18 protein-coding genes are annotated in these 21,284 nt (G+C 68.8%); 13 read left to right on the top strand and 5 right to left on the bottom strand.

Features of this window, described 5'->3' with window-relative positions:
• Window positions 1–13: 13 nt before the first annotated feature.
• Genes ABH900_RS11705 through ABH900_RS11670 form a run of 8 tightly spaced genes read left to right on the top strand, consistent with a single transcriptional unit; the run spans window position 14 to window position 10,700 of the window.
• Window positions 14–1,648, top strand: coding sequence for a TldD/PmbA family protein (locus tag ABH900_RS11705; protein WP_429623013.1), 1,635 nt, complete (start codon window positions 14–16; stop codon window positions 1,646–1,648).
• A gap of 21 nt (window positions 1,649–1,669) precedes the next feature.
• Window positions 1,670–3,004, top strand: a complete 1,335-nt coding sequence (locus tag ABH900_RS11700) for a TldD/PmbA family protein (protein WP_429623012.1) — start codon at window positions 1,670–1,672, stop codon at window positions 3,002–3,004.
• Window positions 3,004–3,711, top strand: coding sequence for a DUF4159 domain-containing protein (locus ABH900_RS11695; RefSeq protein WP_429623011.1), 708 nt, complete (start codon window positions 3,004–3,006; stop codon window positions 3,709–3,711). The genes ABH900_RS11700 and ABH900_RS11695 overlap by 1 nt, the downstream gene beginning before the upstream one ends.
• Before the next feature lie 13 nt (window positions 3,712–3,724).
• Window positions 3,725–4,708, top strand: a complete 984-nt coding sequence (locus tag ABH900_RS11690) for an AAA family ATPase (protein WP_429623010.1) — start codon at window positions 3,725–3,727, stop codon at window positions 4,706–4,708.
• A 7-nt stretch (window positions 4,709–4,715) separates the two neighbouring features.
• Window positions 4,716–5,612, top strand: a complete 897-nt coding sequence (locus ABH900_RS11685) for a DUF58 domain-containing protein (RefSeq protein WP_429623009.1) — start codon at window positions 4,716–4,718, stop codon at window positions 5,610–5,612.
• Window positions 5,609–6,733 (top strand): BatA domain-containing protein, encoded by a 1,125-nt coding sequence (locus ABH900_RS11680; RefSeq protein ID WP_429623008.1) that lies wholly within the window; start codon window positions 5,609–5,611, stop codon window positions 6,731–6,733. The genes ABH900_RS11685 and ABH900_RS11680 overlap by 4 nt, the downstream gene beginning before the upstream one ends.
• The gene (locus ABH900_RS11675) at window positions 6,730–8,895 is read left to right on the top strand and encodes a hypothetical protein (protein WP_429623007.1); all 2,166 of its coding nucleotides are present in this window, start codon (window positions 6,730–6,732) and stop codon (window positions 8,893–8,895) included. The genes ABH900_RS11680 and ABH900_RS11675 overlap by 4 nt, the downstream gene beginning before the upstream one ends.
• Complete coding sequence (locus tag ABH900_RS11670; protein WP_429623006.1) at window positions 8,892–10,700, top strand: hypothetical protein; 1,809 nt, start codon at window positions 8,892–8,894, stop codon at window positions 10,698–10,700. Before ABH900_RS11675 ends, ABH900_RS11670 begins: the two co-directional genes overlap by 4 nt.
• Window positions 10,701–10,755: 55 nt before the next feature.
• On the opposite strand, the gene ABH900_RS11665 is transcribed toward ABH900_RS11670, so the two are convergent.
• Both ABH900_RS11665 and ABH900_RS11660 read right to left on the bottom strand, forming a co-directional pair.
• On the bottom strand, window positions 10,756–11,430 hold the full coding sequence (locus tag ABH900_RS11665) for a hypothetical protein (RefSeq protein ID WP_429623005.1): 675 nt from the start codon (window positions 11,428–11,430) through the stop codon (window positions 10,756–10,758).
• 39 nt (window positions 11,431–11,469) lie between these two features.
• Window positions 11,470–11,970, bottom strand: coding sequence for a hypothetical protein (locus ABH900_RS11660; protein WP_429623004.1), 501 nt, complete (start codon window positions 11,968–11,970; stop codon window positions 11,470–11,472).
• A 220-nt stretch (window positions 11,971–12,190) separates the two neighbouring features.
• On the opposite strand from ABH900_RS11660, the gene ABH900_RS11655 reads away from it, so the two are divergent.
• The 3 genes from ABH900_RS11655 to ABH900_RS11645 all read left to right on the top strand — a co-directional run bounded on the left by ABH900_RS11655 (window position 12,191) and on the right by ABH900_RS11645 (window position 16,098).
• Window positions 12,191–14,680, top strand: coding sequence for a DEAD/DEAH box helicase (locus ABH900_RS11655; RefSeq protein WP_429623003.1), 2,490 nt, complete (start codon window positions 12,191–12,193; stop codon window positions 14,678–14,680).
• Window positions 14,617–15,699, top strand: a complete 1,083-nt coding sequence (locus ABH900_RS11650; protein WP_429623133.1) for a ribonuclease H-like domain-containing protein — start codon at window positions 14,617–14,619, stop codon at window positions 15,697–15,699. Before ABH900_RS11655 ends, ABH900_RS11650 begins: the two co-directional genes overlap by 64 nt.
• A 78-nt stretch (window positions 15,700–15,777) precedes the next feature.
• Entirely contained in the window at window positions 15,778–16,098 is a 321-nt protein-coding gene (locus ABH900_RS11645) for an I78 family peptidase inhibitor (protein WP_429623002.1), read from the top strand.
• Window positions 16,099–16,196: 98 nt separating this feature from the next.
• On the opposite strand, the gene ABH900_RS11640 is transcribed toward ABH900_RS11645, so the two are convergent.
• Both ABH900_RS11640 and ABH900_RS11635 read right to left on the bottom strand, forming a co-directional pair.
• A complete protein-coding gene (locus ABH900_RS11640; protein WP_429623001.1) occupies window positions 16,197–18,182 on the bottom strand; it encodes a M56 family metallopeptidase in 1,986 nt (661 codons plus the stop codon).
• 3 nt (window positions 18,183–18,185) lie between these two features.
• Window positions 18,186–18,572, bottom strand: coding sequence for a BlaI/MecI/CopY family transcriptional regulator (locus tag ABH900_RS11635; RefSeq protein WP_049430885.1), 387 nt, complete (start codon window positions 18,570–18,572; stop codon window positions 18,186–18,188).
• Between the two features lie 190 nt (window positions 18,573–18,762).
• On the opposite strand from ABH900_RS11635, the gene ABH900_RS11630 reads away from it, so the two are divergent.
• On the top strand, window positions 18,763–19,863 hold the full coding sequence (locus ABH900_RS11630) for a serine hydrolase domain-containing protein (protein WP_429622999.1): 1,101 nt from the start codon (window positions 18,763–18,765) through the stop codon (window positions 19,861–19,863).
• A 77-nt stretch (window positions 19,864–19,940) separates the two neighbouring features.
• Complete coding sequence (locus tag ABH900_RS11625; RefSeq protein WP_429622998.1) at window positions 19,941–20,249, top strand: hypothetical protein; 309 nt, start codon at window positions 19,941–19,943, stop codon at window positions 20,247–20,249.
• Here ABH900_RS11625 and ABH900_RS11620 read toward each other — a convergent pair.
• Entirely contained in the window at window positions 20,227–21,282 is a 1,056-nt protein-coding gene (locus ABH900_RS11620; RefSeq protein ID WP_429622997.1) for a DNA topoisomerase IB, read from the bottom strand. The genes ABH900_RS11625 and ABH900_RS11620 overlap by 23 nt on opposite strands.
• Window positions 21,283–21,284: the final 2 nt, after the last annotated feature.

The following is a 21,284-nucleotide window of genomic DNA, read 5'->3' as shown; positions in this document are numbered from 1 at the left end:
ATGGAGAGCAGCCTTGCAAAGACGTGACTTCCTGGCCCTGACCGGGCTTACCGCGGGCGGGCTGATCGTGCCCTCCTTCTTCGGCAAGGTGATCGCCGCCGAACAGCTGCAGTCCAGCCTCGACCCGGCGTTGAAGAAGCGCCTGGCCGACGCCGCGCTGCAGGCGGCGCGCAGTGCCGGCGCCACCTACTGCGACGTGCGCATCGGCCGCTACCTGCGGCAGTTCGTGATCACCCGCGAAGACAAGGTGCAGAACGTGGTGAACACCGAGTCCACCGGTGTGGGCATCCGCGTGATCGTCAACGGCGCCTGGGGCTTCGCCGCCACCAACGCGCTGGGCACCGCCGACGTGGCCAAGGCCGCGCAACAGGCGGCGGCGATCGCCAAGGCCAATGCCGGCGTGCAGACTGCCCCGGTGCAGCTGGCCAAGGCACCGGGCGTAGGCGAGGTGAGCTGGCGCACGCCGATCCGCAAGAACGCGATGGAGGTGCCGATCAAGGACAAGGTCGGCCTGCTGCTGGACGTCAATGCCGCCGCAATGGGTGCCGGTGCCAGCTTCGTCAATTCGATGCTGTTCCTGGTCAACGAGCAGAAGTACTTTGCTTCCACCGATGGCTCCTACATCGACCAGGACGTGCACCGCATCTGGGCGCCGATGCAGGTCACCGCCATCGACAAGTCCAGCGGCAAGTTCCGCACCCGTTCGGGGCTGTCCTCGCCGATGGGCCTGGGCTACGAGTACCTCGATGGCGCCGCCGCCGGCAAGGTGGTCGGCCCCAATGGCGTGGTCAACTACAGCTCGTCCTACGACATGAAGGAGGACGCCATCGCGGCGGCCAAGCAGGCGCAGGAGAAGCTGAAGGCACCGTCGGTGAAGCCCGGCAAGTACGATCTGGTGCTCGACCCGTCGCATACCTGGCTGACCATCCACGAGTCGATCGGCCACCCGCTGGAGCTGGATCGCGTGCTCGGCTACGAAGCCAACTACGCCGGTACCAGCTTCGCCACCCTGGACAAGCGCGAGCAGCACTTCCAGTACGGCAGCGAGCTGGTCAACATCTTCGCCGACAAGACCCAGCAGGGCAGCCTGGGCGCGGTGGCGTACGACGATGAAGGCGTGAAATGCAAGCGCTGGGACCTGATCAGCAGCGGCAAGCTGGTGGACTACCAGACCATCCGCGACCAGGCCCACATCCTCGGCAAGACCGAATCCGACGGCTGCTGCTATGCCGACTCGTGGTCCAGCGTGCAGTTCCAGCGCATGGCCAACGTGTCGATGGCGCCCGGCAAGAAGCCGCTGAGCGTGCCGGACCTGATCAAGGACGTGGAGAACGGCATCTACATCATCGGTGATGGCTCGTTCTCCATCGACCAGCAGCGCTACAACGCGCAGTTCGGCGGCCAGCTGTTCTACGAGATCAAGAACGGCCAGATCACCCGCATGCTGGAAGACGTGGCCTACCAGATCCGCACGCCGGAGTTCTGGAACGCCTGCACCGCCGTGGCCGACGAACGCGACTACCGCCTGGGCGGTTCGTTCTTCGACGGCAAGGGCCAGCCGGGCCAGGTCTCGGCGGTCTCGCACGGTTCGTCGACCGCGCGCTTCAACGGCATCAACGTCATCAACACCGCACGCAGCCTCGGCTGACCGGTCAGGAGCCCTTACACCATGAGTATCTTCACCGAAGCCCAGGCCAAGACCATCCTCGACAAGGTCATCGCCCTGTCCAAGGCCGACGAGTGCACCGCCGTTCTGGCCGGCGCGATCAGCGGCAACATCCGTTTCGCGCTGAACAACGTCTCCACCAGCGGCATCGTCGACAACACCGAACTGGCCGTCACCGTCGCCTTCGGCAAGCGCGTCGGTACCGCCTCGATCAACGAGTTCGACGATGCGGCGCTGGAGCGCGTGGTGCGTCGTGCCGAAGACCTGGCACGCCTGGCCCCGGAAAACCCGGAGTTCATGCCGGCCATCGGCAAGCAGAGCTACCGCCCCAGCCCGACCTTCAGCGAGTCCACCGCTGCGATCGACCCGGCCTTCCGTGCCAAGGTCGCCGCCGAATCGATCGCGCCGTGCCGCGGCCACGGCCTGATCGCCGCCGGCTTCCTCGAGGACGGCCAGGGCTTCCAGGCCACCGCCAACAGCAATGGCAACTTCGCCTACCAGCGCACCACCAACTTCGACTACACCTGCACCGTGCGTACCGAAGATGGCCGCGGTTCGGGCTGGGTCGGCCGCAACCTGAAGGAGGCGGCGGACTTCAAGGCCGACCAGGACATCCGCATCGCCATGCGCAAGGCCACCGAATCGGCCGAGGCCAAGGCGCTGGAACCGGGCAAGTACACGGTAATCCTGGAGCCGGCCGCCGCCGCAGGCCTGATCAGCTTCATGATGAACTTCTTCAGCGCGCGCTCGGCCGATGAAGGCCGCAGCTTCCTGTCGAAGAAAGGCGGCGGCAACAAGCTGGGCGAACAGGTCTACGACCCGCGCGTGACCATGATCGCCGACCCGTGGCACGCCGACGCACCGGTGCTGCCGTGGGACAACGACGGCCTGCCGCGCGAGCGCATGGCCATCATCGAGAACGGCAAGATCGCCAACCTGGATTACTCGCGCTTCTGGGCGCAGAAGCAGGGCAAGACCGCCAAGGCCTCGCCGGGCAACCTGCTGATGAGCGGCGGCGACAAGAGTACCGCCGAGCTGGTGCGTGGCACCCAGAAGGGCATCCTGGTCACCCGTACCTGGTACATCCGCATGGTCGATCCGCAGACCGTCCTGCTGACCGGCCTGACCCGCGACGGCACCTTCTACATCGAGAACGGCCAGATCAAGCACCCGGTGAAGAACTTCCGCTTCAACGAGTCGCCGGTGATCATGCTCAACAACATCGAAGAGCTGGGCAAGCCGGTACGCGTGGCCGGTGATGAATCCAGCTACGTGATGATGATCCCGCCGATGAAGCTGCGCGATTTCACCTTCACTTCGCTGTCCGACGCCGTCTGATGGATCGCCGGGCCTGCCTGCGCTGGTTGGCCGCTGCCGCTTCGGCGGCGGCGCTGCCCGCCTGGGCGCAGGTGGGCCCGCGCAGTTCGCGCTACGACTTCTGGTTCACCCGCCTGCAGTACGACTCCGGTGACTGGGACGTGGACGCGCGCATGCCGTCCAACCTGATCACCTCGCTGATCGACTACACCTCGCTGCGCGTGGACCCGCAGGAACACGTGGTGGCGCTGGCCGATCCGCGCATGCTGGAAGCACCGTTCTGCTACCTGGCCGGGCACACGCTGGTGGAGTTCAACGCGGCCGAGCGGCAGAACTTCGTGCGCTACGTGCGCAATGGCGGCTTCGTCTTCGTCGACGACTGCAACCATGATATCGACGGCCTGTTCGCCACTTCGTTCGAGGCGCAGATGGGCCGCCTGTTCGGCCCCAGGGCATTGCAGAAGCTGCCCAACAGCCACGCGCTGTACCGCAGCTTCTTCCGCTTCCCCGACGGCCCGCCGGCCACCAGCTTCGAACTCAACGGCTGGGGCGACGATCTGGTGCATGACTACCTGAAGGGCATCGACGTCGATGGCCGCCTGGGCCTGCTCTACAGCAACAAGGACTATGGCTGCGAGTGGGACTACGACTGGCGCAACAAGCGTTTCCTGGCCGAAGACAACACCCGCTTCGGCGTCAACATCGTGATGTACGCATTGAACAATTGACCGGACCGCCGCCATGACCTCCCCCGATCTCGATTCCCTGCTGCCGCGTCTGCACGAGCTGCGCAGCGCCCTGGCCCGTGCCGTTGTCGGCCAGCACACGGTGGTCGAGCAGCTGCTGATCGGCCTGCTGGCCGGCGGCCACTGCCTGCTGGAAGGTGCACCCGGGCTCGGCAAGACCCTGCTGGTGCGCTCGCTCGGCCAGGCGCTGGAGCTGCAGTTCCGGCGCGTGCAGTTCACCCCGGACCTGATGCCCAGCGACATCCTCGGCACCGAGCTGCTGGAGGAAGACCACGGCACCGGTCACCGTCATTTCCGCTTCCAGCAGGGCCCGATTTTCACGAACCTGCTGCTGGCCGACGAGCTCAACCGCACCCCGCCCAAGACCCAGGCCGCGCTGCTGGAGGCGATGCAGGAACGCACGGTCAGCTACGCCGGCACCACCTATACGCTGCCCGCGCCGTTCTTCGTGCTGGCCACGCAGAATCCGATCGAACAGGCTGGCACCTACCCGCTGCCGGAAGCCCAGCTGGACCGCTTCCTGCTGCACGTGCTGGTGGATTACCCCAGCGAGGACGAGGAACGGCAGATCCTGGAACAGACCACCGGCGGCGCCACCGACGCGGTACCGAAGGTGATGGATGCCGAGGCGGTGATCGCACTGCAGGCCGCGGTGCGCCAGGTGCATGTCAGCCCCGATGTGCTGGCCTGGATCACCCGGTTGGTGCGTGCCAGCCGGCCAGGTGAAGGCGCGCCGGCGGCGATCAACCAGTGGGTGAAATGGGGCGCGGGCCCACGCGCCGGGCAGTCGCTGGTGCTGGCGGCCAAAGCACGCGCCCTGCTGCAGGGCCGCTTCGCCGCCACCCGCGAGGATGTGCAGGCACTGGCTGCACCGGTGATGCGCCATCGCCTGCTGCTGTCGTTCGCCGCCGAGGCCGAGCAGAAGCGTGCCGACGATGTGGTCGCCGCTCTGCTGCAGGCCGTGCCGTTCCCGGGTTGATCCAGGCGTGAACGCAGGTACCCCGCTGACCCTGCCACCGGAACTGCGTGCGCGCCTGCGCGCGCTGCGGCTGCGGCCGCGCTTGGCCAACGGGGCGAGCGGCATCGGCCAGCATGCCAGCCGCAGCCGCGGTGCCGGCCTCGAGTTCGCCCAGTACCGTGCCTACGAGCCCGGTGACGAACTGCGCCAGATCGACTGGAAGCTGTATGCACGCTCGGACCGCTTCTTCGTGCGCGAATCCGAGCGCGAAAGCCCGATCACGGTGTGGCTGCTGCTCGATGCCACCGCTTCGGCCGGCCAGGCTGATCGCGCGGCACCGCAGTGCACGCGCCTGGATCATATGCGCGGCGTGGCCGCATGCCTGGTCGAACTGGCGCTGCAGCAGGGTGACCGCTTCGGCCTGCTGGCGATCGACGGTGATGGACTGCAGCTGGTGCCGGCCGCGAACGGCGCACGCCAGCGTGATCGCGTGCATCTGCAACTGCAGGCGCTGCAGGCGCGCGGCGGTTGGCCGGCGGCGGATCGGCTGCGTCCGGTGTGGGAACGCGTGCGCCCGGGCGACCTGCTGCTGGCGATCGGCGACGGCTTCGACGAAGCCGGCATCGTCCTGCTGGAACAGCTGGCCAGCACACGCCGCGAGGTGGCGTTGCTGCAGATCCTGACCGCTGACGAACGTGACTTCCCGTTCGACGCCGGCCATCGCTTCCGCGATCCTGAGACCGGCGAAGAACTGCTGGGCGACGGTGCGGCGATCCGCACCGACTATCTGCAGCGCTTCGCCGGCGCACGCAGCGCGCTGCAGTCGCGGCTGCAGGCCAGCGGCATCGCCAGCGCCACCGGCTGGATCGATCAACCGCTGGACCAGCCACTGCAGGTGCTGTTCGGCCGTGGGGGCAGCGCATGACCCTGCTGTTCCCGTTGGGCCTGGCTGCGCTCGCCGCAGTGTTGCTACCGCTGCTGATCCATCTGGCCCGCCGCCATCCGTATACGCCGCTGGATTTCGCCGCGCTGCGCTGGCTGCGTGCGCAGATCCGGCCGCGCCAGCGCATCCGTTTCGATGATTGGCCCTTGCTGCTGGTGCGTCTGGTGCTGCTGGCCGCACTGGCATTGCTGCTGGCACGGCCTGCGTTCACCGGCCCTGCTCCAGCGCCCGGTGCGTGGACAGTGGTGGCCCCGGGGCTGGACGCCACCGGCCTGCGCGGCAGCGCCGACGATGGCAACTGGCACTGGCTGGCTCCCGGCTTTCCCGGCATCGATCAAGCGCCTCCGGCGCCCGGCGCATCCCTGCCCAGCCTGCTGCGCGAACTGGACGCGCAGTTGCCCGCGGGCACCGCGTTGACCGTACACGTTCCCGACCCACTGCCCGGCCTGGACGGCGCACGCCTGCAGCTGTCGCGCGAGGTGCAATGGCGGCCGCAGCCGTTGCCGGTCCCCCCGCAGCAGCGAGCGGCGACGCCGCCGCCGCGCCTGCGCGTGCTCAGCGATGCATCGGCGGCGGCCCAGCACTGGCTGGGTGCGCTGCAGCGCGCGTGGGGCACGCAGGCGCCCCTCGCGCCACTGGCGGCAGATGCACTACCCGAACGCGGCGAGATCGGCGTATGGAGCCGCGGCGAGCCGCTGCCGAGCCACTGGCAGGCGTGGCTGCGCGACGGTGGCCACGTGTTGGCCGCCGCCAAACCCACCACGGAGGCGAGCGTGCTGCTGCGCAGTGCCGACGGCGCACCGCTGCTGTGGCAGCAACCCATCGGCCACGGTTATCTGCTGTCGCTGCCCGGCGACTGGAACACCGCCAGCAACGCAGCGCTGCGCGATCCGCAGTTGCCGCGTACCTTGCTGCTGGCGCTGCAACCGCCCCCGTCGCCGCGTCTGGGCGACGCACAGGACCAGGCCCCCCAACAGACCACCTTGCCTGCTGCGACACCACCGGTACGTGAGCCGACCACCTGGCTACTGCTGGCCATCGTGCTGCTGTTCGCACTGGAACGCTGGATGGCCAGCAGCGCGCGCCGCAGGGTGGCTGCATGAACAACCTGCAGCACATCTGGCAGCGTGCGCGACGCCGCCGCGCGCTCATCATCCTGCTGCTGGGCCTGCCGTGGGCGCTGGCCGCCGCGGTACTGGCCCTGCGACTGGTGGGCTTCGACGTCGCCTGCGTGGTCGGCACGGTCGGCCTGCTCGCCTGCGCCGCCCTCGCCACTGCACGCGCCCGCCAGCTGGACCGACAGTGGCTGCAGCGGCAGCTTGATGCCAGCGGAGCCAGCGAAGACAGCGCCGACCTGCTGTTCGCCGATGCCAGTACGCTCAATCCACTGCAGCAACGGCAGCGCATGCATGTGCTGGCGCAGCTGGAACGTGCGATGCCGGAACTGCGTCCGCGCTGGCCGCGCAGGGCATTGGTCCTGTGCTGGCTCGCAGGCCTGGCCATTGCGCTGCTGGCACTCGGTTGGCCACGTTCGACCCCCGACGGCGCTTCCACCCACGGGTCGGCACCGGGCGGCACTGCCGTCGCAGGCCCGCTGCACCTGCAGTCGGCCCGCCTGCGCATCGACGCGCCGGCCTATACCGGCCAAGCCACGCTGACCCAGAACGCGCTGGATGCCAAGGTCGCCGCCGACAGTCGGCTGTCGTGGTCGTTGCGCTTTGACCGCGCACCGGACAGGGCATGGCTGCAGTTCCATGATGGCAGGCGACTGCCGTTGAGCGAGCACGAGGGACAATGGCAGGCGCAGGATGTGGCGCGCACACCTGTGCTGTACCGCGTGGTCAGCGAGCCTGCACTGGCTGAAACCCGCCTGCATCGGCTGGATGTGGTGGCCGACCGCGCGCCCAGCGTGCGCGTGCTGGAACCCGCCGCCAGCCTGGTGCTGGGTACGCCCGGGCAACGTCAGTGGTCGCTGCGCTTCGAGGCCAGTGACGACTACGGCGTCGCCGCACAGGCAACGCTGTCGATCACCACCACCCAGGGCAGCGGCGAGAACATCACCTTCGTCAAGCGCAGCGTCAGCCTTGCCGGCAGCGGCGAGCCGACCGCGCGGCGCTTCACCCATACCCTCGACCTGGCCGCACTCGGTGCACAGCCCGGCAACGATGTGATCGCCCAGCTGGAAGTGCGCGACAACCACGCGCCGACGGCGCAGACCGGACGCAGCAGCAGCGTGATCCTGCGCCTGCCGAGCGCTGAAGTCGCGCTGGGTGCCGAGCTGGAAGGTCGCATCAAGAAGACCCTGCCGGCCTACTTCCGCAGCCAGCGGCAGATCATCATCGATGCCGAAGCGCTGATCCGGCAGCGACGCAACCTTGCCGCTGAGGACTTCGTGAAGCGCAGTGATGCCATCGGCGTCGATCAGCGCATCCTGCGCCTGCGCTACGGCCAGTTCCTGGGCGAAGAAAGCGAAGGTGCACCGAAGCCGCCGCCGACCAGCGACCTGCCCACCAGCGATGCACCGGCCGCAGGCGACCACGAAGATCATGATCACGAGCATGGCGCCGAGGCCGGTGCGCATGACGACCACGGCCACGGTCACGGCGGCAAAGCCGCCAACGCCGATACGCCACCGGTGTTCGGCAGCGCCACCGACGTGCTCTCCGAATACGGTCACACCCATGACCATGCCGAGGCCGCGACCCTGCTCGACCCCCAGACCCGTGCCACGCTGAAGGCCGCGCTGGACCAGATGTGGTCGGCCGAAGGTGAGCTGCGGCAGGGGCGTCCGGAACAGGCGCTGCCGTTTGCCTACAAGGCACTGGGCTTCATCAAGCAGGTGCAGCAGGCCGAGCGCATTTATCTGGCCCGGGTCGGACCCGAGCTGCCGCCGATCGATGAAGGCCGCCGGCTGGGCGGTGATCGCACCGGGCTGGCCAGCCGTGAACTACCGTTGACCGCACGTACCCCGCCGGACCCGGCCATCGTCGAAGCCTGGCAGCGCCTCGGCGATGACACCGGCACGCCCGATCTCGATGCGCTCGCCAGCTGGCAGCAGCGCAACGCCGCCTACCTGCCCGATGCGCTGGATCTGGCTGCGGCCATCGAGCAGCTGCGCATCGAACCGGAGTGCGCCGACTGCCGCCAGCGACTGCGCGCGCAGGTGTGGCGTGCGCTGCAGCGACCGTTGCCACAGGCGATGCGGCGCGGTGCCGCCGATGCGATGGGGCAGCGATATCTGGATGCGCTGGAGGCACAGCCATGAGTGTCACTGCGTTGAATCTCTGGGTAGCGCTCGCACTGGTCCTGGTGGTGGCAATGGCCAGCGTGCGCCAGCTGCGTGGCAGCACCCTGCGCCGCGGCCGCCAGTGGCTCGTGATCGGGCTGCAGGCCATCACCGCCGCCCTGCTGTACTTCTGCCTGCTGCCGCCCAGCCATCAGCAACCCGCCGCTGGACTGGTCGTGCTCGCCGGTGATGCCGGCAAAGCCGGCGCGCTGCCGGTCAGCAATGGTCCGCTGCTGCTGTTGCCGGAAGCGGGCGATGTCCCCGGTGGCCAGCGCGTGCCCGATCTGGCCACTGCACTGCGCCAACATCCAGCCTCGACGCTGACCCTGGTCGGAGCCGGTCTGGTCGCGCGCGATCGTGATGCAGTAATGCCGCAGGACGTGCGCTGGCAGCCGGCGCCAGCACCGCGCGGCTGGGTCGCGTTGCAGCCACCGGCCGACGTCGCCCCGGGTGCGCGCTTCGACGTGCAGGCACAGGCGCACGGCGCAACGCGTGCGAAGGCAGAACTGCTCGACCCCGCCGACAGCGTGGTCGATCGCGCGGACGTTGCCGAAGACGGCCGCGTGCGGCTCAGCGGCATCGCCCGCGCCGAAGGCCGCAGCGTCTTCCGACTGCGCCTGCTCGATGCCGACGGTCATGTGGTGGACAGCGTGCCGGTGCCGCAGCAGACCCTGCCGGCGGCACCGTTGCGCCTGCTGGTACGTGCCAGCGCGCCGGGCCCGGAACTGAAGTACCTGCGCCGCTGGGCGGCCGATGCCGGCATCCGCGTGCAGGTGCAGGCCGACACCGGCGCAGGCCTCAGCGTGGGCGATGGTGCGGTCCCGCTCGATGCAGCATCGCTGGCGCGCAGCGACCTGCTGCTGCTGGACGAGCGCAGCCTGGGGGCATTGAGTGCTGGGCAGCTGGCCGCCGTGCGCCAAGCGCTGCACGAGGGACTGGGCGTGCTGGTACGCAGTGCGGGCGCACCTTCAGCCAGCGCGCGCCAACGTCTGCGTGATCTGGGACTGACGCTGCAGGGCGATGGCAGCAGCCACAGCCTCGACCTGCCTGCCGACGGCGAAAGCGCGATCCTCGCCGCACGCCGTGGCCCGGTCGCGGCCGGCACGCTGCCGACCCGTGACGGCGAAGAGGCCGACCGCAGCTCGCACAGTGCCGCGTTGCCTTCGCTGGAGGCACTGGCGCTGCAGACACCGGGCAGCAACGCCCTGCTGCAGGACCGTGACGGCAAGGCCGTCGGCGGCTGGCGCGCGGCCGGCAAGGGCCGCATCGGCCTGTTGCCGCTGACTGACAGCTGGCGCTGGGTGCTGGCCGGTCGCGATGACCGCCACGGTGAACTGTGGAGCGGCGTGGTCGCCTCACTGGCGCGTGCGCAGGATGGCAATGAGGCCCTGTGGTCGCCGCAGACGATCACCTGGGCAGGCGAACGACAGGTACTGTGCGGCGTACGGGCGCCACTGCAGGCCTTCAACCCGCGCGGCGATGGCGTGCCGCTGATCGTCGATGGCGCCGGCGCGTCCGACCGCTGTGTGGGCTGGTGGCCTCGCCAGGGCGGCTGGCAACGCCTGCAGCACGGCGACCGCATGGCCTGGCGCTATGTGTTCGACCCGAAGGATGCGCCTTCGCTGCACCGCCAGGCGATCATCGATGCGACCCGCCAGGCCCTCGCCGGCACGACAGTCAGTGGCTCACAGGCCACGCAGCACGTACCTGGGCCGCGTTGGCCGTGGTGGCTGGCCTTCGTGCTCTGTGCCGCGCTGCTGTGGTGGTTGGAGCGGCGGCGCTGATCCCGGGTTCGGATCCCTTTCGCCCGCGAAAGGGCTCTGACCCCACCGGATGACCTCAACGCTTGCCTGCGCGCCGATATACTCCGTTGAAGCGCACGTTCATGCCGCCGCACTCGCTGTTGTCGGACACGATCAGTACTTCACCCAGCGAATGCACCCGCACCCTGCAGGTGTCCTCGGCAAATTCCACATCGGCACCACGCGGCGTCGCGCGTGCTTCCACCTGGCCCATGTTCGGTCCATACGGACGCTCCTCCGGCGTGGGGTTGGCGGACGGCCAGTAGGCATCGCCTTCCACGTGAAGCTGTCCGCCCTGCACATGGATCTTCAGGCCGTTGTCACCATCCTTCCAATCACCCACCCAGTCCTGCAGCGTCGGCATGCGGACAGGCAAGGGCTGCAGCGTGCTGCGGTCGACCCAACCGGCGCTGCCGCCCACCTTGTTCGGGAAGAACGCGCAGCGGTAGCGGCCCAGGTCGCGCCCGGTCACCACTGTATCGCCGTTGACCACATAGCTGCGCTGGCGGCAGACCGGTTCGCCCTTGGCCGGGCAGCCGTCCATGTCGCCGAGCAGATACAGGCGCGGTGCACCAACCACCCGCGCCAGGGCGAACTGACCCTGTTCGGACGGGAACGCGCCATTGCGGCACGTGCCATCACCCGCGATGTCGGCAGCGAAGGCAGAGACCGGCAGCAACGCGGCCAGCAGGAGCAATGAACGCAGGAACATGGCAGCGACCCCATGGAGGAGCCGGCAGGATATACCGGGCTAGTTACCCGGGGGGACGCCACAGTCATCCTGCGCCTGGCAGAACTGCGATGCGCGGCGCCGCTGTTCGGCGCTGAGCTCCGGTGGTGGTCGGGCGATGGCCGACTGGATCTGGTCCGGCCCACCGGTGAGCTTGTTCAACCCCCTGCCGGCCGCCAGCACGCCCTTGACCACACCCATCATGATGTAGCCACCGCCCATGCTGACCTGCTCCGGCGATGGCGGCTCGCTCCAGTCGCGGCTGAAGCGGTTGTCGCCGAACTTCACCGGGTTCTTGAAGCGGTACAGGTCCAGCGCTTGTTCGTCTTCGGGCTTGAGCGCACGCACTTCGCCGAGGGTGGTCACGTTGTCCTGCGGCGGGGCGACAGTGGCAGGCGGCGTCTGCGCCGGCGGTGCAGGGGCAGGCGAGGTCTGCGGCGCAATCTGCTGCGCCTGCGCGATGCCCGCCAGCAACAGGCCGGCCAGGAGTGCTCCCTGCGTTCCACGTCGTGCCACAGCCATCCGCCCTGTCGGTTGCGTCCAGCGGTTGAGGATACGGATACGGGCTTCAGATTTTGTTGGTGTGCCGCCGCTTGTTCAGCGGGGGGAGATGTCGCGATGCCCATAGCGGCCGCCGCCATCGCACTGAACGGTTCACGCCCTCCATGTGCGGTGTCTCACACCTTGAGACCCATCTGTGGTGCCATGTGACCCCTCGCAAGACGTCTCGACCCCACCTTCCATGGCCTACGAACTCGCCAAGCGCACTGCCGATGCCGAGCAGAAGCTTGCCACCCGCGACGGCCTGCCCGCCCGCGACGGTGCCCTGCTCAGTGCGCGCCTGCAGCGCCGCTACCAGGACCGCATCACCGGCAGCTTTGCCATTCCCGGCCGCGAGGGCCGCTACGCCCCCATTCCCGACTCGGTGCCACCGGCGCTGGTCGCGGCGCTGAAGGCACGTGGCATCGAGCAGCTCTACAGCCATCAGGCCGAGGCCTGGGACGCCAGCCAGCGTGGCGAACACGTGGCCATCGTCACCCCCACCGCCAGCGGCAAGTCGCTGTGCTACACCCTGCCGGTGGTCAGCGCGGCGATGCAGGACAAGGCCAAGGCGCTGTACCTGTTCCCGACCAAGGCGCTGGCCCAGGACCAGGTGGCCGAACTGCTGGAGCTCAACCGTGCCGGCGACCTCGGGGTCAAGGCCTTCACCTTCGATGGCGACACCCCCGGCGATGCACGCCAGGCAATCCGCCTGCATGGCGACATCGTGGTCTCCAATCCGGACATGCTGCACCAGGCGATCCTGCCGCATCACACCAAGTGGGCGCAGTTCTTCGAGAACCTGCGCTACATCGTCATCGACGAAGTGCACACCTACCGCGGCGTGTTCGGCAGCCACGTCACCAACGTGCTGCGCCGGCTCAAGCGCATCTGCGCGTTCTACGGGGTGCAACCACAGTTCATCCTGTGCTCGGCCACCATCGGCAACCCGCAGGCGCATGCCGAGGCTCTGATCGAAGCGCCGGTCACCGCCATCACCGAATCCGGCGCGCCCAGCGGACCCAAGCAGGTGCTGCTGTGGAACCCACCGGTGATCAATGCGGACCTGGGCCTGCGCGCGTCTGCGCGTTCGCAGAGCAACCGCATCGCCCGCATCGCGATCAAGTCCGGGCTGAAGACCCTGGTGTTCGCGCAGACCCGGCTGATGGTCGAGGTGCTGACCAAGTACCTGAAGGACATCTTCGACCACGACCCGCGCAAGCCGCCCCGCATCCGCGCCTACCGCGGTGGCTACCTGCCTACCGAACGCCGCGAGACCGAGCGTGCGATGCGTGCCGGCAACATCGACGGCATCGTCAGCACCTCGGCGCTTGAACTGGGCGTGGACATCGGCAGCCTGGACGTGGTCATCCTCAATGGCTACCCCGGCAGCGTGGCCGCCACCTGGCAGCGTTTCGGACGCGCCGGTCGCCGCCAGCAGCCCGCGCTGGGGGTGATGGTGGCCAGCTCGCAGCCGCTGGACCAGTACGTGGTGCGCCATCCGGACTTCTTCGCTGAAGCTTCGCCCGAACATGCGCGCATCGCCCCGGACCAGCCGCTGATCCTGTTCGATCACATCCGCTGCGCCGCGTTCGAACTGCCGTTCCGGGTCGGCGATGGCTTCGGCCCGATCGATCCGGAAGTGTTCCTGGAAGCGCTGGCCGAGACCGAGGTGATCCACCGCGAAGGCGAGCGCTGGGAATGGATCGCCGACAGCTACCCGGCCAACGCGGTCAGCCTGCGTGCCGTGGCCGACGGTAACTTCGTGGTGGTCGACCGCAGCGATGGCCGCCAGCAGATCATCGCCGAGGTCGATTACTCCGCTGCCGCGCTGACCCTGTACGAGGGCGCCATCCACATGGTGCAGTCCACGCCGTACCAGGTCGAGACGCTCGACTGGGACGGTCGCAAGGCCTACGTCACCCGCACCCATGTGGACTACTACACCGACAGCATCGACTTCACCAGGCTCAAGGTGCTGGACCGATTCGATGGTGGCGCAGCCGGCCGTGGCGATTCGCACCACGGCGAAGTGCATGTGGTGCGGCGCGTGGCCGGCTACAAGAAGATCCGCTACTACACCCACGAGAACATCGGCTACGGCCCGGTGAACCTGCCCGACCAGGAACTGCATACCACGGCGGTGTGGTGGCAGCTGCCGCAGGCCCTGCTGCTGCGCGCGTTCGCCAGCAAGCAGGACGCGCTCGATGGCTTCCTCGGCGCGGCGTATGCGCTGCACATCGTCGCCACCGTGGCGGTGATGGCCGACGCACGCGACCTGCAGAAGTCGGTCGGCAATGGCGACGGCGCGTGGTTCGCGATCGCCGACCAGAGCGGCCGCGGCCAGCTGCGTGGCAGCAGTGGCGACCCGGGTGCGGTGGAGCTGCTGCAGGAGTTCGTGCCCACCGTCTACCTGTACGACAACTTCCCCGGTGGCGTAGGCCTGAGCGAGCCACTGTGGCAGCGTCAGGCAGAACTGGTGCAGCGCGCGCGCGAGCTGGTGCAGCGCTGCGACTGCAAGGCAGGCTGCCCGGCCTGCGTCGGCCCGGTGCTGGCTGCGCAGGAAGAAGATGAAGCCTCACCGCGAGCACTGGCGCTGCGCGTGCTCGACCTGTTCGATGCACAGGCCTGCCAGCACGTCGCCGACGTGGTGGTGACCACGCGCGACCCGGTGGAGCTGCTGGCACCGTGAGCCTGAGCCTGGACAAGCTGCGCCTGCTGCGGAAGCAGGCCGGCGACCCGAAGGCAGTTGCCCCGGCCGCGCCAGAGGTGCCACCTGCACCGCCGGTGGCGGCCAACGATGCGCGGCAACCGCCAGCCGAGCGTTCGGTGTTCGCCTGGGTCGAACAGGAAATCCGCCACAAGCCGACCGGCGCGGCAGCGCCTGCACCGGCACCGGCACCGGCAACGCTGCGGCGGCCGGAGGTGGGCAGCCTGCATCGCCTGCTCGGCCTGCGCTCGCGTGCTGGCACTGCGCCGGTACGGGCCAGCGCACAGGATCGCCAGCTGCCCGGCGAGGAAATCGCACCCGGCCTGTCCCTGATCGAATCACTGCAACCGCAGCCGATACCCACAGGTGCACTGTCGCTGGCCTTTGCCAGGCGCGAAGGCGAGCAGGTGGACCCACGCGATTTTCTGTTCTTCGATACCGAGACCACCGGCCTGGCCGGCGGCACCGGCACCCGCGCCTTCATGATCGGTGCCGCCGACTGGCATGTGTGCCCGCAACGCGGCGAAGGCCTGCGTATCCGCCAACTGCTGATATCAACGATGGCGGCCGAAGACGCGATGCTGGCCACCTTCGCCGGCTGGCTGCAGCCATCCACCGTGTTCTGCAGTTACAACGGCCGCAGCTACGATGCGCCGCTGCTGAAGACGCGTTATCGGCTGGCCCGCCAACGCGATCCGATCACCGCGCTGGACCACGTCGACCTGCTCTACCCCACGCGCCGCCGCTATCGCGGCAGCTGGGAGAACTGCAAGCTGTCCACCATCGAGCGCCAGCTGCTGCGCGTGGTGCGCGAGGATGATCTCCCAGGCTCGGAAGCACCGGGCGCGTGGCTGCGCTTCCTGCGCGGCGGCGACGCGGTGAACCTGCGCCGGGTGGCCGATCACAACCACCAGGACGTGGTCACCCTGGCCCTGCTGCTGCAACGGTTGGTGCGCGAGGAGCAGCGCGAGCGCGAGACGCTGGCGCTGGTCGGCCAGTGACCGCCGAGCGGCGCGTTGACATGCCCTGACGGTTGCCGCGGTGACACTGGCGTCATCATCCCTGCCTGGAGTCCAACGATGCGCCTGAATGCCCTGGTCCTGCTCGCCGTGTTGCCGCTGGCCGCCTGCAGCCATGCCGGTGGCAGCAGCACCGCCGATGCCGGCCCCCTGCCGGCCAAGGGTGCCGACGCCGCGCATGAGTGCAGGCCGGACACGCTCGAGGCCTTCACCGGCAAGACCGCCGACGAGACAACGGTGAAGCAGCTGGTGGCTGCCAGCGGTGCGCGCAATGCACGGGTGGTCAAGCCAGGCATGGCGGTGACCATGGACTTCCGCCAGGACCGGGTAACCGTGCAGGTGGACGCGCAGAACAAGATCGAGCGCGCCAGCTGCGGCTGATCCGGGTCCCTTCGGGTAGCGCCGGGCCATGCCCGGCGACTTCCCTTGCCAGAAGCACCGCTGCCGCTCGCCGGGCGTGGCCCGGCGCTACCGCACGATCAGAGACGTTCGGCCTTGCCGCTGGCCAGCGCGCGGGCGATCACCTGCTGGGCCTGCTGGGCCGCCTGCACTTGCACACGCGCCTGGCGCTCGCCCAACGCGGCCTGCTGGCTGCCCAGCGCGGCCTGGCGGCTGGCCAGTTCGGAATGCTGGCCGGCCAAGCGCTGCATGTCGCGGGTGCGGCTGGACCGCGCGACTTCGTTGTCCATTTCCTGCATCGCACGGCGTGCCTCGGCCGCGGCCTCACGTGCGGCCTCACGCGCAACCGCCGCATCGTTGGTTGCACCCCGCGCGGCCTTCGCCGCTTCCGCCGCCGCTTCGCGATTGATGTCGTGGGCGGCCATCGCGCTGCGCTCGGCCTTTGCCGCAGCAAATGCCATGCGGCGCGCCTCCTCGCCCTGCAGACGCCCCATCTCGCCCATCTGCTTGCCGAGCTCGCTCTGCTGGCGACCCAGCGCACTCTGCTGGCGTCCCAGTTCGCTCTGCTGCCGGCCCAGGTCAACCGCACCGCTGTAGGCGCGCTGCAGCGTCTGGATCAGCATTGGATCGCGCACCACGTAGCGCTTATCACCTTGGCGGAACCACAGCGCCGGGCCCTTGCCGAGTTGGCTGCGGGCCAGCTTCACGTCGTCGATGCCGCCATTGGCGAAGGTCGATTCGCCGTCCACCAGCACGAATGCCTCCCGCGGCGACTTGCCCAGGTCGAGCTGGCCATAGGTGGTGATGGACGTAGTGGTGGAGGTCGTGTGGTGGCTGTCTACATCAGGATCGACATCGACATCGAGGTCGACCGCCACATCCGCGTCGTCGGGACCGGCCAGCTCCTCGGCATCGGCCGGTGGCGCCGGCGGTACAGGCGCAACCGGCGCGGCAGGCACACGTACCGACGCTGGCGGTGCCGGCGGGGCCTTCGGCGGCAGCGGCGGAGCGGCCTTCGGTGCAGCGGGAGGGGCAGGCGGCGCAGGCGGCACCGGGGCTGCGACCAACCGCATCGGCGCCACGCCCACCACCAGCACAGCTGCGGTCAACACCATCGCCAGCAGGCGCGGGCAGGCCTGACGCGGCTGCAGCGAGAGCAGGCGACGCTTGAGGCTGGAGGAACTCGGCGCAGCACTGGCCACACCCAGATGCGGCTGCGGTGCCACGCCCAGCTGCAGCAGCAGACGGCCATAGGCCTGGCGGCTGGCGCCGTGCTGTCCAACCACCGCCGCATCCACGGCTTCTTCGCGGGCCTGTGCGTATTCGCGCACAGACAGGCGCAGCAGCGGGTGGAAGAAGAACAGGTGCTGGGCCAATGCGGGCAGCAGGCCCCACTGCAGATCACGCCGCTGCAGGTGCTGCAGTTCATGAGTGAGTGCCAGGTCCAGCGCATCACCCTGCAGGGCATTGTCGCCGGCCGGCAGCAACAGCACCGGACGGAACGGCCCGACCAGCTGCGGCGAGTCCACCTGCGTGCTCATCCACAGCCGTGGTACGCGGCGTACGCCGTGCGCATCGGAAGCCAGTTGCAGGGCCTGCACCAGCGCCTCGTCTTCGCAGGGATAGGCTGCGGCCAGCAGCGCGCGGCAGCGCCGCCACTCAGCGACGGTGCGCAGGGCCATCAGCAACACACCAGACAGCCACAGCGCGGCCAGGGCCACGGCCCACCACGCCACCGTGGGTACGTCCGCCGTCGTCATCGGCATCGCGGCCAACAGCTGCGCCGAGGCTTCCGGGGCCAGCGGATGCAGCGTCTCGGTCATCACTTCGGTCGCGGTCATCGCCACCGCCTGCGGCGCCGGCAACCAGGCCAGCTGCAGCGGCTGGCTCCAGAACAGGCCGAGCACCGCCTGCAGCGAGACCAGCCACCACAGGCGGCAGCGCGTGGCCGCCGACAGCGACGGCAGCACACGGCACACGCCGTACACCAGCGCCACCAGCAGCACGGTCTGCAGGCTGGTCCAGCCCAGTCGTTCCAACAACGGCATCAGCATCGTGGTGTCCATGGCTCAGCCCTCGTGGCGACGCGATTGGAGTTGGGCAACCAGCGCTTCCAGCTCGGCCAGCTCGTTGTCGCTGACCTGCTGGCGTTGCGACAGGTAGGCCACGAACGGCGACACCGAGCCCTGCAGGGTGTTGTCGACGAACTGGGCCACCGCCCCCTGCAGCACGCTCTGCGGGCCTCGGGTGGCCTGGTAGCGGTAGACACCATCCTGCTGCTGGCGCTGAAGATACCCCTTCGCCCGCAGCCGCTCCATCATCGTCAGCACGGTGGAGCGGGCCAGGCCGCGGGCCTCGCCGTAACCACTGGCGACCTCGCCGACGCTGGCCGGCGCATGTTCATCGATGTACTGCAGCAGGGCCAGTTCCTGGTCCCCGATCGTCTTGCCACGCATGACACCGCTCCATTGACTACACGTGTAGCCACTGTCGGCGTGACGACACCTGTAGTCAACCCCCCGGAAGTCATGGACCGACGAACGGTAGGGCGACGACGCTGTTAAACCCTTCGCGCCCTGCCCGCATCCGATCCTCGACGCCCCAACGGGAATCCGGATGTTCCGCCCAACGTTTCGAGTCGTGCTCATGCTCGTCAGCGCCCTGCCGTTCGCCGCGATCGCCAACAGCGAGGACGCCGCCAACGATCAGACCCGTCGCCTGATCCATCAGGCCATGCTGGACCAGCGCATCCCCGGACTGCAGATCGCCGTGGTCAAGGAGGGCCGGATCGTACTGTCCGAAGCCTTTGGCCTGGCCAACGTCGAGAACGGCACGCCGGCCACGCGCGATACCCGCTTCCCGCTCAACTCGGCCACCAAGGCGTTCACCGGCGTGGCCGCTGCCCAGCTGGCGCAGCAGGGACAACTGGATCTGGATGCACCCGCTTCGCACTACCTGCGGGATCTTCCGATCGGCTGGAAGGATGTGCGCGTGCGCCAGCTGCTTGCACATGCCTCGGGGCTGCCCGATATCCTCGATGCGAATGGGCTGCTGGGCGGCGGTTCGGAAGCCCAGGCCTGGACGGCGGTCAGCGCACGACCGCTGGAGGCCGCGCCCGGGCAGCGTTTCGCCTACAACCAGACCAACTATGTGCTGCTGGCGCGGATCATCGCACAGCAGTCGGGCATGCCCTACGCGCGCTTCCTGGCCACCGCCCAGTTCGGTCCCGCAGGCATGTCGCGCACCACGTTCGGCGACAGCTACGACCTGGTGCCCGCAATGGCCACGATGTACAGCCTCACCCCGCGTGCCACCGACGCCGCCGATGCGCCCCCGCGCCTGTCGCACTGGTTCTACGACATCCCTCCCTCACTGTGGGCCGGTGGCGGCATCCTCACCACCGCCGACGACACCGCACGCTGGCTGGTCGCGTTGACCACCGGCCAGCTGATGCCGGATGCGGCGCGGCAACGGATGTGGAGTGCGGAGCGCCTCAACGATGGACGCATGGGTTCCTGGGCGGCCGGCTGGCCGGTGCTGCAGGCCGCACCTGACCTGCAGGTGGCCGGCATCGGCGGCGCGCGCTCGGCGTTCGTGGTCTATCCCGAACGTGGCGTGGCAGTGGTGGTGCTGACCAACCTGGTCGGTGCCAACCCCCAACAGTTCATTCCGCGCATCGCTGATTTCTACGCGCTGGCCGCTGGAGGTGCGGCCAGCCTGCCGGGCAATCGCGAAGACGACAGGTGATCCCACTGGCACGGTGTTCATTCCACCACTACGTGCGTCGCGGCACGCTGGCCTCCTCATCACCACGGAGCAGGACCATGATGCGCGCATTCAGCGTGGCCGTACTCACCCTCGCTGTTGCTGCCTGCAGCAGCACGCCAATGGCCCAGGTGCAGCCGATCGACGGCGTGATTTCCGGCCAGTGCCACAGCGACATGGTGCGCGGCGCGGTCGGCCTGGCCGCCTCGGCCGCCACCGTCGAACGCGCGCGCGTGGATAGTGACAGCCTGCACGTACAGGTGCTGCGTCATGACGGCCCGCGCGTGCCCCCGGCCAGCGAAGGCGGCGACCGCCTGACCATCGAGAAGGGCCGTACCAACAACATCACCGCGATCTACTGCGGCTGAGTCGGCGTGCCCTGCGCAGCACGCGCAGGGTCGCCTGTTCCCACTGCCGTGGCCCACGCAGGCCGGCCAGCTTGGCCAGTTCGCCGCGCTCCCAGCCAGCGAACACGCACGGGTCGATGTAGGCTTTGCGGCACACCGCCGGCGTATTGCCCAGCAATGCCGCCACCTCGCACACCACCGTGCGCTGCGCCTGCGCCAGCGCACGCTGGCTGGCCGGTTCGGGCAGCTCGGTGGTGGCGAACGCCTGCACCGCGGCCACGGTACCGCCCCAGGTGCGGAAGTCCTTGGCAGTGAAGTCCTCGCCCATCTCCTCACGCAGGTAATCGTTGACCGCGCCGGAATCCACCGGCTGCAGCGCACCGTCGTCATCGCGATACTGGAACAACGCCTGGCCCGGCAACTGCTGCACGCCGCGCACCAGCGTGCCCAGCCGGCGGTCACCTACCGTCACTTCATGCAACTGCCCGGATTTGCCACGGAAGCGCATCCGCACGCGCCCACCGCGCAGCAGGTCGAGGTGCCGGTTGCGCAGTGTGGTCAGGCCAAAGGATTTGTTTTCCTTGGCATAGGTTTCATTCCCTACCCGCACCAATGTGTCGGCCAACAGCGCGACCACGACCGCCAGCACCTTTTCACGTGGGAAGCCGCTGCGCTTGAGATCGCGGCTGAGCCTGCGCCGCAGCGCAGGCAGTGCTTCGCCAAAGGCAATCACCCGGTCGAACTTGCCGGCGTCGCGTACTGCGGCCCAGTCGGTGTGGTAGCGATACTGCTTGCGTCCCCGTGCGTCGCGCCCGGTGGCCTGCAGATGGCCATTGGGCTGGGCGCAGATCCACACGGCGGTATAGGCCGGTGGAATCGCCAGCGCGCGGATCCGTTGCAGGGTGGCGGCATCGCGCACGGCATGGCCGTCGGCATCGCGGTAGGCAAAGCCCTTACCGGCGCGGCGCCGGCTGATGCCCGGCTGGGTGTCATCGACATAGCGCAGGCCGGCAGCGCGCGCGGCCTGTTGTTCCGGGGTGGGGGCCGTTGGCATGC

Source organism: Stenotrophomonas sp. AN71 (assembly GCF_050435725.1).
In the GTDB taxonomy this organism is placed as follows: Bacteria; Pseudomonadota; Gammaproteobacteria; order Xanthomonadales; family Xanthomonadaceae; genus Stenotrophomonas.
Note: the sequence above shows the minus strand (reverse complement) of the source record. Positions and strands in the feature narration are given on the sequence as shown.